Origin of the sequence: Bacteroides sp. 51 (assembly GCF_010500965.1) — a bacterium.
Taxonomy (GTDB): Bacteria; Bacteroidota; Bacteroidia; order Bacteroidales; family Bacteroidaceae; genus Bacteroides.
In genome coordinates this window covers 37,187-53,846 of the sequence record NZ_QVMI01000030.1, presented here as the reverse complement: position 1 = coordinate 53,846, position 16,660 = coordinate 37,187, and the positions used below count along the sequence as shown (strand labels likewise).

Genomic DNA, 16,660 nt, shown 5'->3' with positions numbered 1-16,660 from the left:
TATTTGATAATGACAATATCCACCCCCTGCCCCCGCCAGCGGGGGATACCTGCGGCATCGTATCCCCCGCTGGCGGGGGCAGGGGGTGGATATTGTCATTGGTAACGTAGTGAAGCAATCCAGTTTGCACGCTTTGTGAGCTGGATTGCTTCGGGTAACCCCTCGCAATGACGTGACAAAATCGACTTATGACACACCCTCAATACCCGGAATAATATGGAACGATATAACAGAAACATCCTAATAAAAGATTTTGGCGAAGAAGGCCAAGCCCGACTCAAAGCCGCCAAAGTGCTTGTGATAGGCAGTGGTGGACTAGGTTCGCCTGTACTCCTCTATCTAGTTGCCGCAGGTGTCGGCACACTTAGAATTGTCGATTTTGATGTAGTTGATGAGTCCAACCTCCAGCGCCAGATTCTTCACTTTACAGAAGATGTCGGTACAGATAAAGTCCTTTCAGCTTCCAATAAACTACATGCCCTCAATCCTGAGGTTGAGATTATCACCTATAATGAAAAGTTTACCCCTGATAATGCAGCTACACTCATATCCTCTTATGATTTCATTGTAGATTGTTGCGACAACTTCGCAACTAAATTCCTGATAGACGATACCTGCGTACAACTACAAAAACCATACTCACACGGCTCGGTAATTGCCATACAGGGTGAAGTCATGACATATACACCCGGAAACGCCTGTTACCGTGATATATTTAGTGGACAACCTGCCGACGAAAGCCGGGTAGTCTCTTCTCAGGTAGGCATACTTGGAGCTATGGCAGGCGTAGTCGGAAGCATCCAGGCTACCGAAGTGATTAAATATTTCACAGGAATAGGGGACTTGTTAACCAACCGCTTATTAATTATTGATGGACGTACAATGCTTTTCCAATGCTTGAAAGTCAACCCGTTAGTGCCATAAATAGTTATTTATTCTAAATAATAGGATTTTCCTATAAGCCTTCTTTGATAAATCTTTTGAATGGTTTACTTTTGTCTATTCAAATGCTTCTTCCCACCTTATTTTGGGGAAGTATTTATTGATGCATCATAAAATCCTATTATAACGCAATATGAAAGCAGTCTATTTTATCTTGATGATTCTCTTTTTCCTGGGAATCAACTTCTATGTCTTTTATCGTTTAGTTTATATGCTACCTCCTGTGGTAGCTCTTAGAGGTATTGTTATTGGCGTTGGTATTGCAGTAATACTTGGCTTCTTTGGCTATTTCTTCGGACGTGAGTTTCTACCCCAAGGTTTGGTGTCGATCATGTACACCGTTAGTTCATCGTGGATATTCATGTCGATCTACTTCTTGATCATATTCCTGATACTGGATATCTTACGTATCATTCCGGGTGTTCCTGTTGAAGCCATACTCTATAAAAACTGGATAAGTTTTGCTGTGATTGTAGGTGCTGTAGCTGTGGTATTTATTTATGGTTACAATAAATACCTGAATAAAGAAAGGGTGGAACTTGATATTACAGTAAGTAAAACCAATCATTTGAACACTCCACTGAAAATAGTAGCATTAAGCGATCTGCATTTAGGAAATAGTATCGGTAGGGATGAATTTGCCGGATGGGTTGAAATGATCAATAAAGAACAACCGGATATTGTATTGTTGGCAGGTGACGTAATTGATTTTGATGTACGTCCGCTATATGACCAAAACATGGCTGAGGTTTTTAAACAGATCAAGTCTAAATATGGTATATATGGTGTCATGGGAAATCATGAGTATATAGCTGGTGCGGATAAGAGTACGGAATTCTATGAAGAAGCAGGAATCCACTTACTAAGGGATGCCTCTCAACTAATTAATGGTCAATTCTATATTGTCGGACGTGATGACCATTCGTACTATGGTAGGAAGTCTATTTGGGAACTGACTGACTCGCTGGATAAATCGAAACCAATCATTGTATTAGATCATCAGCCTCATAAACTCGATGAAGTAGTTGCTCATGGAGTGGATCTACAAATCTCCGGACACACGCACCACGGGCAGGTATGGCCAATTTCATGGATTACAAATGCGATGTATGAAGTATCTCATGGCTATAAACAGAAAGAGAACACCCATTTTTATGTTAGCTCGGGCATGGGATTGTGGGGTGGTAAATATCGTATCGGTACACAATCGGAATATGTGGTGATCAGTCTTAAATAATAGAAGATTATTATATCAACCGGAAATTAGCAAGTTTCGGATTCTTTGTATGCTGGGATATAAGTATATTTGCATAATATGTAAATATGAAACATTCCCGACTGAACAAAAAAAACGTTCTCGATCATATGATTGAAGAGTTGCCGGCAATTCCTTGGGCAGACATTGAAATACTCGACTGGCTGTCCGGGGACGATACACTGCCTATTGAGTATTACTTCTCTGTCACTTCCTTTGGGCAGGTTCTTGCAGCAAATACATCCAAAGGTATATGTTATCTGGGTTTAGTACAAGGTAAACCGGAAGATGTATTTTCAGACTTCAATAAGAGGTTCAGACACGCTGTCCGGATAGAAAAACAAACACCTCTGCAACAACAGGTACTCCATTTTCTTAATGGAGAAAGAAATGAATATATAACATTTCATTTGCGGGGAACTCCCTATCAAACAGAGATATGGCGACGCTTAATCCGAATTCCCTACGGTAAAGTAATCTCCTATGCAACTCTCGGAGGAAGTGCTCAATATTCGCGGGCGGCAGGAACGGCAAACGGTAGAAATCCTATTTTCTGGATTATTCCCTGCCATCGGGCTGTCAAAACCGACGGTAGTTTTGACCGGTATTTTTGGGGAGAAGACGTGAAGAAGAAATTGCTTGCATGGGAGTTTGCCAACTATATTCCAGAAAATACATCTACTTTGCCTGATAATAATGAAAGCTATATTTAGTGAGATAAAGGAACAATTAGAAGATCCTTTCTTCGAGATACGAACACTCGGAAAGGAGGCTATCAGGCAACGTACCCTGCCGATGGATAAATACGGTGATGCTCCGGATAACCTTCTGTTTATTGATTGGATGCCGGATGATGATCATGAAACGATACAGTATTCCTTCCAGGATACAGAACTAGGCAGACTACTACTAGCCAATACCCCTAAAGGGTTATGCTTTTTAGGTATTGTTTGCAAGAATGAGGCAGAGATCAAAACTGATTTTACACGCAGATTCCCCCAACAACCTATGGTGGAGGAAGTTAGCGAGTTCCAAATGCTGGCAGTCGAATACTGTAACGGCAATCATGAACTTACTATTCCACTTCACATGAAAGGAACTACTTTCCAGATTGGTATATGGAAACAATTGTTACGTATCCCTGAAGGGCGATTATCAACCTATGGTTCCCTATCGGATGATCCCGGGGCGGCGCAAGCTGTTGGCTCGGCGGTGGGTGCAAATCCTGTGAGTTATATTGTTCCTTGCCATCGGATTGTTAAAAATGACGGGAGTATGCAAGGCTATCATTGGGGAACGGATATAAAGAAACAACTTTTAGCCTACGAGTTACAGCCATGAAAACACAACAGGAAATAGATAACGACAGAATAGCGTTAGCAATTGAGTTCCTGATAAAGAATTATCAGAAACAGCCGAAGCTGTGGGAGGTTGCAGAACATGTTCATCTCAGTCAATATCATTTTCAACGTATGTTTCATGAATGGGTTGGAATTACGCCCAAGCAATTCGCACAATATTTAAGTGTTGAACATGCAAAAAAAGTATTGAAGGAAACCCGTATTAAGTTGTTTGAAGTAGCCGATGAGGTGGGGTTGTCGACCACCAGTCGCCTGCATGACTTGTTTGTGAATATCGAAGGGATGACCCCTGGTGAATATAAGAATGGTGGCGAATCATTGACCATTAATTATTCTTTTGCCGACACTCCATTCGGAGCAGTGATTATAGGTTCCACGGAAAAAGGTGTATGCCACATGACATTCGCTGATGAAGGCGAGCAAGGTGCACTGGATAGAATGAAAATGGCTTTTCCTAACGCATCTTACAGACAGTTCCTTGACAGGAATCAACAGAATGCCTTGTTTGTGTTTACCCAGGATTGGAGCAAGCTTGATGAAATCAAGTTACATCTTAAAGGAACCGCCTTCCAATTGAAAGTCTGGGAAACCTTACTTCAAGTTCCAAGCGGTGGATTAACTACATACGCTGATCTGGCACTTAAATCCGGTCATGGGGGAGCACAAAGGGCTGTAGGAACTGCGCTGGGCAATAATCCGGTGGTATTCTTAATTCCCTGCCACCGTGTTATACAAGCCTCCGGCATAATTGGGAACTATCGTTACGGCGAAGAAAGGAAAAATGCAATTATTGGCTGGGAGGCTGCCAAACGGTAATCTGAGCTTTCCTGAGAAAATGATGAAAGCAACTGGGATAATTGAAATTACTCCAATAGAAACAACAGGTAAGTATTATAAATAATGCGAATCAACTATTACTACTAGAAAACTATCAATAATTTGATTATGAATAAGAAAGAAGTCATTTTTGTACTCTTAAATGAGTTTGCAGATTGGGAAGGGGCCTATATTGCTACTTGTCTGAATCTGGGAGTTAAACCCGGAAGCCCGGTAAAATATACTGTAAAAACGATGTCTATAACCAAAGATCCGATCACTTCAATAGGCGGATTCAGGATATTACCTGATTATGATCTGAGTGATATGCCGGAAGATCATGCCGGTTTGATATTGATTGGTGGCATGCGCTGGTTCTCGCCTGAAGCAGGACAAATTGTTCCACTTGTAGAAAAAGCAATCGAAGAGAATAAATTAGTTGCCGGAATATGTAACGCATCAGTATTCCTCGGTATGCATGGATATCTCAACAGTGTAAAGCATACAAGTAACGGTATTGATTATTTGAAGCAATATGCAGGTGATAAATACACCGGAGAGGATAATTATATTAATAAACAAGCTGTAAGGGATGGAAAGATCGTTACTGCCAACGGAACTTCGCCATTGGAATTTTGCCGTGAAGTCTTATATGTATTAGAAGCGGATACCCCGGAAATAATAGAGGAAAGTTACCTGTTTTACACAAATGGTCTTTCTCCGAAATAAAGATGTGTCAAGAGGGTTACTACCTGTGTCATAAATCAATTATGTTACGTCATTGCGAGGGGGGACCCGAAGCAATCCAGTCCACAAAACGTAGAATCTGGATTGCTTCACTGCGTTCGCAATGACGAAGTGAATCTATTCAAGAATATCTATCTCATAAATCGAAAGTGTACAGTTGTCCTTACTATAATCTTTCATGTCACGGTTTTCATCTCCGTATTCAATGATCTGTCCATATCCCTCGTTCGGGAATGAGGGTTCAAAGAGTTTTACGGTAAGTTGATCAGTAAACGCAGGAGGAAAAGTTAAGTGTACATATCCCAGACTTTTATCCGTAACAGTGCGGTGTATAACCTTGCCATTAGCTGATACTTCAAGCGGATAACTGATATTTCGGAAATCATGAAGTTTAAGTACTACCTCTGAGATATGAGCCTGCTCGGCCAATTGATAAGAAATATAAGCCGAATCAAGATCATTAATGCTAATCCATGCAGTATGTTCATTATCATCGAAAGAAGAATATGCACGCGAAGAATTAGACCCTGCTTTTGCGGAATTAATCTTAATTTGACGTTTCAAATCTGTATAGGAAGCAGTTGAAGGGGTTTCACCGCGAGTAAGAACACATCTTTGATAATCCCGTCCGGATTTCATCATCAATCCGTTTTTCATAACTACAGATTGTGAATTAAGGGTTATTGTATCTCCAATCACTCCGTCAGCCTTGCATATAAGCCTAATAGCACCAGGAGTAGTCGTGGAGCGAAGCAGTACACGATTCTGTCCGCAAACCAAAGGCAATGAAGTTGCCAAAGCATAATTTTCCGGTCCTTTCGCAATGCCGCCACGCCATTCCGCTTCTCCGGAAACAGTGAAAGAAAGCATGTTATCTGCAAGAAGGCATCGCCTTCCTTCCTTGTCCACCATATCAGCATGTATGATTGCCATATCAGCTCCATCGGCCATCAGTCCTTGAGGGCCTTCAATGGTAGATAGTTTGACACGATAAGGGGGGCCGGTTGTTTCAAGCTGTACTTTAGCCACTTCTTTACCATCATTATAGCCAATGGCTTCTAGTCTTCCGGGTGCAAAAGCAACCTTGTCAAAGGTAAATAAGAAATGATAGTCTTGGCGACTGTGCTCTATGGCCTTTCCATTCAAGAATAAAGCTACGCTATCTGTATTCGCCACTACATACACCGGTTTTACTACGTTATTATCATAATTCCAATGTCCCACAATGTGCAAACGGGGATTCTCCGTATCTACCCAACCGTCCCACATGACTTGATGGGCAAAATATGCATCTTTGGGAATACGTAGTGCGTCTACTACACCACTTCTCCGATAATTCTCGGCCCCACGACTATGTGTTTGCGTATCTGAAAATATAATTTTAGCACCTCCGGAAGAAACCCGTTTTCCCGTGCCCGGGCGTTCGCGCCAGTAATCATACCAACGGTTTACCAATTCTACTGTAAACCGATCCTGATTATGATTATAAGCATTGGGGGGTACCTTGCCATGTTGGGGGCCATCACCTTCTTTATGATAAGGATAACTATACTCATCCCAATAATTGCGCAATCCTTCATCGCGACAATATTCATGCGACCAAAGCGGTTTAGATGCACTCTTGTTAATATAAAGCATTTCGCCACCATACTCCGCTTCTCTAATGTCCAGCATCTCACGCGAACCAATTGCACGCCCTCCAAACGGGTCATAAGTATCACGTATAACCTTCATGTCATTCATGTGTGAAGCCGATATCTCGCGATTGCCCGATTCATAAAATAAGATACTTGGGCTATTGCGATTGTAGATAATAGCATCGCGCATTAATTCCAAACGTTGCTCCCATTCCCGTCCTTGCGTATCATATTCAGCATCGCCTGCGGGCATTATCTGGATCAAACCAACACGGTCACAAGATTCTACATCTTGTTTCCAGGGAGTAATATGCATCCAGCGTATCATATTTCCATTTCCATTCACAATCATCTCATTGCTATAATCGCTCATCCATGCCGGAACACATTGGCCTACTCCCGGCCATTCATTCGTAGAACGTTGTGCAAATCCGTGTAGCATAATGCAACGGTCATTGAGATAGATTTTTCCTTCTGAAAGATGGACTTTACGGAATCCGGTACGGGTAGTAACTTCATCTTTTATCTTATTGTCTGCAACAAGGCGTGTAGTTACATTATAAAGGTAACCATATCCCCAACTCCAGAAGTGAACATTGTCCATATCACCCTGGGCGCTCAGAACAGTTTTTGCAGATGGCTTTAAAAGCTGTTTGTATCCCTCAAAGCTGCCTACTACTTTTCCTTCCTGGTCGGATATAATCATTTGCAATGAAACGCTTACCTCTTTTTCCGATGAATTTTCAACTTCACTTTCAGCATAGATGGTTGCTATTCGGTTTTGTATGTCCATCCTATCCGCATAAATATAAGTACCAACCGTACCTAAAGAACTGTAAAGCGGAAGAGTTTGATGAACTTTATCAACTACATGGAGCCAAACATTTTTAGAGATCCCTCCATAATTTGCATTGAAGGCTCTACTCTGCCATTGAAAGGTTACTCCGGTTTTTCTCTCCTTATACGACCAATCATTATCGATCCGTACTGTTATAACATTATCCTGACCAAATTTAATATAAGGAGTAAGATCAAAGCCAAATGCCATAACACCGTTTTCATGCCGACCTATCCAGTATCCGTTTATCATAATTTCGGCAGCCTGACGGACACCTTCGAATTCAATAAACACGCGTTTGTCTTTATCATTCCCGGATAGAAAGAAGTGTTTACGATACCAGGCCACAGTATCCGTAAGATGGTGTATGGGTACCCTAAAAGCATCGTCCTCATTGAATGTATGTGGTAATGTGACGGGTTTCCACCCTGAATCGTCAAATTCAGGGTGGCCAAAAAAGGAATTTGCAGTTGTACTTCCGGGGGAATCGCCCAAATGTGTACGCCATGAACCGTTAAAATTATATGTGGTTCTGGCTGAAAGTGAAAGAGAGAACCCTAATAGAAGTACAACTAATAATACTGAAACATGTTTATACATAAAATATATATATTACCATTGAAAAACTGACTTTCTTTTAGTAACCCGGATTGTTTTCGATGATATTTTTATTCTGATCCATCTCGTATTGTGGGATTGGGAATAGAATATGATCTGTAGGATATTTAGATAATCCAGATACTGTCTTGTATTTATCACTGCTTGTTGCGGGAAGATAATCTGAGTAAAAGTGGAGTTTTACCTGTTTTCCATCACCAAAAGTCGTTTTGATTGCATTCCAACGAAGCAGATCAAAAATACGCTGACCCTCCATGCCTAGTTCTACTCTTCTTTCCTGGCGAACAATATCTATCAGAGAACCATCGGCGGTTGTTTTTGCAGGCATGTTGACAGAGGCTCTTGACCGGACTTTATTCACCCATACAAGCGCTTCTTCTTTTCCTTGCTCTGCTAGGGTCTCTGCCAGGAATAGATAAAGGTCGGCCATACGCATCAAAGGCCAATCGAGTCCGGCAAACCGCACATTAGTAAGCCCGTTAAGATCTTCTGTCAGTTTCTTTACATTCAATCCGGTTGGCGACCAGGTATAGTCGTATAAAACATCATCTCCTGTATTATAGGTTATGGGTGTGGTAATGGGAGTTCCATTGCTATCATAACTGTGGAAATCAAGGGTAAGGGGCTTAGAAGGTGTGTAAACTCCAAAAGTAGTTTCTTCCGAGAATAACGTATAGTCACGTCTTGGATCATTAGGTTCATAGGCGTCATAGAGACTGCGCGAGGGAAGACAATATCCCCAACCTTCGCCACCTTGTATATATTTTAGTTCGGTGGGGACATCGCGCGCATTACGCTCTACACAGAAATCCTGTTCCCATAGGCCGCTATTACGCTCGTAAGATAAATAAAACAGTAATTCGGGATTTTCCTCATTGTCAATGCTGAAGATAGAAGCATAATCATCTATCAGATAATAGCCATCTTCTTCGGCAATGCGAATAGCATCGCGTGCTTCAGTTTCTGCTTTAGCATAATCCTTTTGATACAAATATGCTTTTGCAAGATAAGCAGCACCGGCTGCGCGGGTTGGCATACCCGAGTATCCTGCTCCGTCTTTGCTGAGGTGTTCTTTAGCAAACTGAAAATCTTCGATGATTTGTGTATAGACTGTTGAGGTGGCAGAACGTGGCTGTGAATATTGGTCAAAAGAGGAGAGAGGTTCCAGAATCAGGGGTACATCTCCATAAAAAGTAACCAGAAACATATAGTTGAATGCACGCATAAAACGTGCCTCGGCAATGTAAACATTAAGGTCTGCATCTGTATACCCTTTATTCTTTAAAGTAGGGATGTTCTTAATAGCATAATTGGAAGCATTGATGCTTTGGTAAGAAAATTTCCACCAATCACCGACATAGCTCATGTCGGGAGTAATATTCCAATCTAATATTTGAACGAACTCGTTCCCGTTTATCCTAAGTCCACTGTCATCAGACAAGCCATCGCAAATAATACCAAAACGCTTTGCATACATTTGAACCTCGGTTACAAGGGGAGTAAAAGAAGCAACCACCAATTGTTGAGCAGACGATAGGTCCATCAGGAAATTATCATCACCTGGTTTGTCTTTGGGTTGTATATCCAGAAAACTGTCTGAACATGCTGCAAATAATATGGAGAAACAGCATGCAATAAGTGCTTTTTTAAATATATATCTGTTCATATTAATATTTATTTGATACGGATTAAAGTGTAATTTGAAGTCCGAATGTGCAAGTCCGTGCAAAAGGAATTGTTCTGGTATTGGTAATCTCTGAGTATTCATTTCCAAATGTCCAAAGGTTCTGTACGCCAACATAAGCATTAATTCCTACGGCTCCCATTCTGTTACAAAAACTCTTGGGGAAATTGTAACTTAGATTAAGATTGCGGATGCTTAAATAAGATGCATCTATCAGCCAGAAATCGGACATGTTTTGATTGCGCCCCGGATCACCTGCAATAACGCGAGGGTATTTTCCTTTTGGATTTTTATCACTATATCGATCCAAAATATAATCTGCTTCGGCATTTGGCATTCCACTAAACATGTCGGTAATCAGACCTCCTGCTAACATGCTTTTTTCTATTCCCTGAACACCTTGCAATTGTATTTGCAACGTCAGGTTTTTATAGCTCAGGCTCCCCGTTACACCATAACTTAAATCAGGAAATATTTTACCGAAAAGTGTACGGTCGGCTGTATCAACCTTGCCGTCAGGTTTGCCTGTCAGGTTTCCATTTTCGTCGTAACCATTGATGTCTGTGAACCAAATGTCACCGATTCCTTTGCCTGCAAAATGAGGATTATTATCAAGATCTTCCTGAGTGCGGATAATTCCATTAGAAACATATCCATAAAAACTTCCGATAGGATATCCTTCCTTTATACCCGATGTGTCTAAATCTCTTCCTTCAAGGTCAATCACTTCATTCTTTATATGTGAAGCATTGAAACTCACATCGAATTTCCAGTTGTTGATTGTTTGCCGATATCCAATTTCAAAATCTATACCTCTATTGCGCACATGCCCTGCGTTTATGTAAGGGCTGCCCATAAGTCCAACGGAACTTGCTATGGGCTGGTTGAAAAGTAAATTTTTAGTATCTTCTATATAGTAGTCAAATACCACATAGAGTCTGTTGTTAAGCATCGAAAGGTCAAATCCTATATCCTTTTTCTCGGTACTTTCCCATTTTAAATCCTGGTTCACTGCATTAGTAAACGAGTATCCGGAAACAACTTTCTGGTTAAATACCGCATTGCGTTGGTTTAGGTAAATAGAAGTTCCATAAGGGTCAATACTCAAAACATTACCAACCTTTCCCCAACTTAACCGGAGTTTTAACTCATTCATCCATTCTAATCCACTCATGAATTTTTCTTCCTTTATTCGCCATGCAGCCGAAACGGAAGGGAAAATTCCATATTTATCTTGGGCCAATCGTGAAGAGCCGTCCCTACGAATGACTCCATTAAAGTAATATCTGTCTTTATAGGAATAAGACAAGCGACCGAATTGGGATAGGAAACTCCATTCAGTCCATGAATTATCATTCAGAGCTGTACTTGGATCACCGGCATTAAGAAAGTGAATTTCATTGCTTGGAGTGTTTCCTCTACTGCCCATCAGGTCTTGGAAAGTTTGTTTCTCGGCCGAATATCCCAGCATTGCAGAAATTTCATGGTCTTGTTTAAATACTTTCTGATAGTCAATAATATAGTCAATAATCCAATGGAATGTTTCGGCGTTTTTCTTCATCACTCTATTTACATTACTGCCTTGCATACCATATTTCTTGTCCATTGCTCCAATAAAATCATCGGTAAATCGGTTTTTCCAATCACCACTGGCACGAGCTGTAAACTTTAAACCTTCCAGGATGTCAACTGATAAATAAAGATTGCCATCAATGCCTTTATCATGAATGGAAACTTCGGAATTATCAAGCATCCATGCCGGTGTTGGAGTATCGGATTGTAAAGAGCTGCTTGAGATGGTTGCATAATCACCATTCTCATCATACATTCCATTGAAAGGTGTCATACGGAATGCTACTGAATAGGTGTTCAAATAATCAAAGTCCCGTTGTGTTTTCTGCTTTGAAGAATATATGTTAATAGAATGGCCAAATTTAAGTCTTGATCCTATTTTATGGTCGCTATTTAAACGCAGATTTACGCGGTTATAACTTTGGTCTTTGATTATTCCGTCGTTATGTAAATAGTTCAAAGAGATAAAATAATTCGAGTTCTTGCTACCTCCTGTTATTGACAAATTGTTATTGGTCAGATATCCTGTGCGCTTCATTAGATCGGGCCAGCAATTATCAATGCCTTTTACTTTTTCAAGTTCTGCGGTGGTCCAAGGCACATTCTTTCCTGCATTGGTATATGATTCTGTTGCTATTTCCAGCCATTGATCGGCATTTAAGAATTTGAATTTCAGATTACTCTCTTGCTGGAAACTTTGTTCTGTTTTGAAGGTAATTGTCGTTCTGTCATCCTGTCTACCACGTTTTGTATTAATTACAATAACTCCATTAGCTGCACGCGAACCATAAATGGCTACGGTCGAGGCATCTTTCAATACAGTGAGCGTTTCAATATCTTGCGGATTGAGTCCATTGATATTCTCCGATATTGATCCGTCAATGACGTAAATAGGAGCATTGGTCCCGTTTATGGATTGCTTACCATGAATCAATACACTGCTTCCGTCTCCGGGTTGTCCAGAATTTTGAGTTATCTGTAAACCGGGTATACGCCCTTGTATTGATTGCAATATATTTGTGACTGGTGCTTTCTGGATTTGTTCGGCGTTGATTTGCGATACAGATCCCGTAAGATTGCGTTTACGTACTGTTCCATAGCCAATAACCACTAATTCTTCAAGAAGTGTAGAGTTTTCTTTGAGGATGACGGCTATCTTTTTTTCATTCTTCAGTTTTAGTTCCTGGTTGTCATATCCGATAAAGGATACTTCCAGAATAGCATCTTTGGGTACATTGATAAGAGAGAATTTACCCTCCAAATCAGATATTGCTCCGTTGCTAGTTTCTTTAACCAGGATGTTTGCACCAATAATGGGTTCGCCATTCTCATCGGATACGATACCGGATATCGTATTGGGCTCCGTGGGTGTTGAATCTTTCTGTTGCCTGGGAATGAAATATATCTTTTTGTTCTTTATCTCAAAGGCTACATTGCTGTTTTCAAAGAGATCGGTCAGCACATGGGGTAGTTCTTCTTTTTCGGCTTTTATCGTTATCTTCCTGTGCACATCCAGTACCTGATCACTGAATATAAGGCTATAGCCGGTTTGTTTCTTAATAGATAATAATACTTCCTCCAGATCAACATTATTATAGTTGAGGGAGACTTCTTGTGCAAAGGTGGTAATGGATAAACCAAATAGCAAAACGCCCAGAAGAAGTATTTTCTTTGTTCTGAATCGTGATTTCATAAAGCATTAAATATTAATTTATAGTTTAAATTGTTTCTTGAAGGCCTTCATATAAGCTAACACGCCATGTTGGGAAAGGTATGAGTAGGGGCGTACTTTTTTTCAAAAAAAATACGAGACTGTCTAAAAGCCCCGTATATGTGTCGATAGGAATGATACTTATTGTTTTATTCTGATTTCGAATGTATTCTCTTCTACTTCAACGAATTCTATCCGCGACACCATTTCCAGATCATGCAACACATCTGCTACATTAACTTTACTGGTCGATAGTGTATATTTGCTATCTAATAGGGTAGAGTCATTGATGATGAACCGGGTGTCGTACTGCCGTTCCATTACTTTAATAATATCCCTTAAAGGTGCCATATAGAAATTAAGGCTGTTTGTGCGCCATGCCTTTACGCTGTCTATATCTTCGGGACGATTGATTCCGCATTTGCCGGATTGCCAATCGTATACTGCCATTTCGCCGGGGATCAAATGGTATTCTTTATCTCCGGCTCCTTTCAGTAGCACACCGCCTTCATCCAAGGTTACAAATATGCGGCTATCCTCGGGGTAGGCTTTCACGTTGAATTGGGTGCCTGTTACGGCAATCTTCAGATGCTTTGTTTCTACCGAAAATGGTCGGGAGGTTTCTTTTTCTACTTTAAAATAGCCCTCACCATAAAGTTCTACTTTCCTGCTGAATAGTCCAAACTGTTTCGGATAGCGAAGTGTAGTAGCCGAATTGAGTTCTACGGTGGTGCCATCCTGTAATATCACTTGCATGCGCTCTCCATACGGTACTACAATTTCTACATATTGTGTTTCGGAGAATATGCCTGTTTTGTCGGCCAGGAAGCCTAAGGCTGTACTTAGCAGTAGGAAAGGGATGATGACTGCTACCGCTTTCCATATCTTCCATGACTGGTGGCGGGGTTTGATTTGTTCCAGAAAACGTTTCTGCATTCTGTCTGTGGGGATGCTTCCTTTTGTCCATTCATCAATTTCTTCTTCTCCTATTTCTGCTGATTCACTGGCAAGTCTATGCGAGAGGTAGGCTTGTCCTTCATCGGTGGCAAACCAATTGGCAATTTGTTTGGCTTCATCAGGGGAAGCTGTATTATTGAGTACTTTATCTATTATATTTTTATCTGGTTTCATTTTTTCTTAGAATTATATTAGTAAAACACCTCAGCAGAATAAAAGTATGAGTATCAATTTGTCAATAACCTGACGTAGCTGCTTAATGGCTTGGGTATAATGAGACTTTACGGTGGGTATGGTTATTTGCAGTTTATCGGCAATTTCCTGGTTAGATAGCCCTTCTTCTATTTTCAGAAGGCATATTTTTCTTTTCTGTACGGGTAGTTCGTTGATGGCAGCACGCAGGTGATTGCGTAATTCCGTATCTTCCAGTGCTTTTATTATATCTTCTGCTATTTCTTCATCTTTTTGCATCAACTCATAATGTTTTTCGAAAACGATTCGCCGGTGGCGCAATTCGTTCAGAATATAATTTTTCAGGATGGTGAACAGGAGGCTACGCAGACTAGTAGTGAAATGAAACACTTCCCGTTGTTCCCACAAGCGCATGAAGGTGTGTTGAATAGCGTCTTCGGCCTCTGCTCTTGATTTTAAATATCTGTAGGCCAGTGCATATAGCACTTTGTGGTAGGTGTTGAAAATGAGAAGAAAGGCTTTTTCATTTCCATCTCTTAACGCTTTGGAAAGTTGTTCATCAATGTTAGAAGTAAAGTCATCGGTGTTTTTCATATTTGGTATTAGAAAGGTTGCAATAGAACAAAGGTATAAAAAAATAGGGTAGTTATATACGACTTTACACAAGTTTATTTCTTTAATTATTTAAGTCGTGTAAAGTCGTACGTAACAACTCTTCGTGAAATTAGTCGTCCATTTTCAGATACTCTTTAAAGAAAGACTCCAGTTTGTCGAAGGGGATTACATCCATACGATCGTATAAATCTACGTGAACTGCCTCGGGAATAATAAATAGCTCTTTGTTATCTCCTTTTAGTTTTTTAAAAGCATCTTCACTGAAATAGCGGGAATGCGCTTTTTCACCATGAATAACGAGTACGGCATTGCGGATTTCATTACTATATGAAAGTTGTGGCATATTGATGAATGAAAGAGAGGATGTTACGTTCCATCCGTTATTCGAATTGAGCGAACGTTTGTGGTAGCCGCGTTCTGTTTTGTAATAACTATGATAATCTTTCACAAACCATGGTGCATTATCGGGTAGTGGGTCTACTACTCCGCCCGCCAATGCGTACGTGCCATTCTTTGCATCTACAGTTCGTTGAGCATTTAGCTGCCGGCGGAGTTCGTAGCGTTCGTCCGCATCCATTGAATCAAAATAACCGTTGGCGTTGACGCGACCCATGTCATACATTGTCGATGTGGCGGTTGCCTTAATCCGGGTGTCCATAGCAGCTGCATTTATGGCCAGACCTCCCCAGCCACAGATGCCAATGATTCCGATACGCTCAGGGTCTACATCATCTCGCGTAGAAAGGAAATCGACGGCGGCGCTAAAATCTTCTGTGTTGATGTCGGGAGAGGCCACATAACGGGGATGACCACCACTTTCGCCGGTATACGAGGGGTCGAAAGCGATGGTCAGGAAACCGCGTTCCGCCATTGTCTGTGCGTAGAGCCCCGACGACTGTTCTTTAACAGCGCCGAAAGGACCACTTACGGCAATAGCTGCTAACTTCTCATTGGCATTCTTGGGTATGTACATATCGGCGGCAAGGGTGATGCCATAGCGGTTGCGGAAAGTTACCTTACTATGATTGACTTTATCGCTTTTCGGGAATACTTTATCCCAGTCTTTTGTTAGTTCTAATTTATCCATATCTCTTTCGTTTATTTGATTTCTAGAGGTTGTTTTGTTGGTTGCTTCTGCTGTGGTGATTCCCATAATGAGCAGGGATAGTGTTATTATTCTTCGCATAATTTATTCGTTTTATATGATTTCTTTTATTCTAATTCAATAGTAATGGTTGCATTTTCTGAACCTAATGCAGAGGCTAAGCCTGTAGGATCATTTATTTTTCCTAACCGGGTGTAGCTATACGATGTGGAAAAGTTTTTGTAAAACAATACCAATGTTCGTGAAGCGTATAGCATTAAATCGCCGGTTTGTATTGTTCCCGGATTGGAGGAACTGGTAGGTAGGCTACCTGGCAGATCGTAATATTTTTCATTGTTGTTCAGCTCCTGCATCGTGATGGTTATGGGCAACAACTTCGCAAAGGCAGTTGCTGTTGCATTATTTTGAAGGGTGGCCATGAACGTGGCTGTACCTGTTGTTATCTTCATCTTCCTGTTTTCTTCTGGTTTATCGTCTTCATTATTGTTGCCAGGGTTCTCCGGTCGATAAGGTGGTTCGGGGGTTGGGATGTCGTCGGTGTCGCAGGCCGAAAGACCTGTTATTAGTATCAAGGAGAGTATTATTATCAGGAATCTTTTCATATGAGTTT

13 protein-coding genes are annotated in these 16,660 nt (G+C 40.9%); 6 read left to right on the top strand and 7 right to left on the bottom strand.

Features of this window, described 5'->3' with window-relative positions:
• Nucleotides 1-216 precede the first annotated feature (216 nt).
• From D0T87_RS18630 to D0T87_RS18600, 6 genes are all read left to right on the top strand, one after another.
• Nucleotides 217-924 carry a HesA/MoeB/ThiF family protein gene (locus D0T87_RS18630; protein ID WP_163176849.1) on the top strand — a complete coding sequence of 236 codons (708 nt, stop codon included), beginning with the start codon at nt 217-219 and terminating at the stop codon, nt 922-924.
• Between the two features lie 151 nt (nt 925-1,075).
• Nucleotides 1,076-2,179, top strand: coding sequence for a metallophosphoesterase (locus D0T87_RS18625; protein WP_163176847.1), 1,104 nt, complete (start codon nt 1,076-1,078; stop codon nt 2,177-2,179).
• An 86-nt stretch (nt 2,180-2,265) separates the two neighbouring features.
• Nucleotides 2,266-2,910 (top strand): methylated-DNA--[protein]-cysteine S-methyltransferase, encoded by a 645-nt coding sequence (locus tag D0T87_RS18620; protein ID WP_163176845.1) that lies wholly within the window; start codon nt 2,266-2,268, stop codon nt 2,908-2,910.
• Nucleotides 2,894-3,538: a methylated-DNA--[protein]-cysteine S-methyltransferase gene (locus D0T87_RS18615; RefSeq protein WP_163176843.1), complete on the top strand. Its 645-nt coding sequence runs from the start codon at nt 2,894-2,896 to the stop codon at nt 3,536-3,538. Before D0T87_RS18620 ends, D0T87_RS18615 begins: the two co-directional genes overlap by 17 nt.
• Complete coding sequence (locus D0T87_RS18610; protein ID WP_163176841.1) at nt 3,535-4,374, top strand: methylated-DNA--[protein]-cysteine S-methyltransferase; 840 nt, start codon at nt 3,535-3,537, stop codon at nt 4,372-4,374. The genes D0T87_RS18615 and D0T87_RS18610 overlap by 4 nt, the downstream gene beginning before the upstream one ends.
• A gap of 129 nt (nt 4,375-4,503) precedes the next feature.
• A complete protein-coding gene (locus D0T87_RS18600; protein WP_163176838.1) occupies nt 4,504-5,103 on the top strand; it encodes a type 1 glutamine amidotransferase family protein in 600 nt (199 codons plus the stop codon).
• A gap of 135 nt (nt 5,104-5,238) precedes the next feature.
• On the opposite strand, the gene D0T87_RS18595 is transcribed toward D0T87_RS18600, so the two are convergent.
• From D0T87_RS18595 to D0T87_RS18565, 7 genes are all read right to left on the bottom strand, one after another.
• On the bottom strand, nt 5,239-8,196 hold the full coding sequence (locus tag D0T87_RS18595) for a sugar-binding domain-containing protein (RefSeq protein WP_163176837.1): 2,958 nt from the start codon (nt 8,194-8,196) through the stop codon (nt 5,239-5,241).
• A 37-nt stretch (nt 8,197-8,233) separates the two neighbouring features.
• The gene (locus D0T87_RS18590; protein ID WP_163176835.1) at nt 8,234-9,880 is read right to left on the bottom strand and encodes a RagB/SusD family nutrient uptake outer membrane protein; all 1,647 of its coding nucleotides are present in this window, start codon (nt 9,878-9,880) and stop codon (nt 8,234-8,236) included.
• 22 nt (nt 9,881-9,902) lie between these two features.
• The gene (locus D0T87_RS18585; RefSeq protein WP_163176831.1) at nt 9,903-13,163 is read right to left on the bottom strand and encodes a TonB-dependent receptor; all 3,261 of its coding nucleotides are present in this window, start codon (nt 13,161-13,163) and stop codon (nt 9,903-9,905) included.
• A 159-nt stretch (nt 13,164-13,322) separates the two neighbouring features.
• Complete coding sequence (locus D0T87_RS18580) at nt 13,323-14,312, bottom strand: FecR family protein (protein ID WP_163176829.1); 990 nt, start codon at nt 14,310-14,312, stop codon at nt 13,323-13,325.
• A gap of 30 nt (nt 14,313-14,342) precedes the next feature.
• Nucleotides 14,343-14,924 (bottom strand): RNA polymerase sigma-70 factor, encoded by a 582-nt coding sequence (locus D0T87_RS18575; protein ID WP_163176828.1) that lies wholly within the window; start codon nt 14,922-14,924, stop codon nt 14,343-14,345.
• 130 nt (nt 14,925-15,054) lie between these two features.
• A complete protein-coding gene (locus D0T87_RS18570; protein ID WP_370526922.1) occupies nt 15,055-16,032 on the bottom strand; it encodes an alpha/beta hydrolase in 978 nt (325 codons plus the stop codon).
• Between the two features lie 125 nt (nt 16,033-16,157).
• Nucleotides 16,158-16,652, bottom strand: coding sequence for a cyclophilin-like fold protein (locus D0T87_RS18565; RefSeq protein WP_163176824.1), 495 nt, complete (start codon nt 16,650-16,652; stop codon nt 16,158-16,160).
• Between the last annotated feature and the right edge of the window lie 8 nt (nt 16,653-16,660).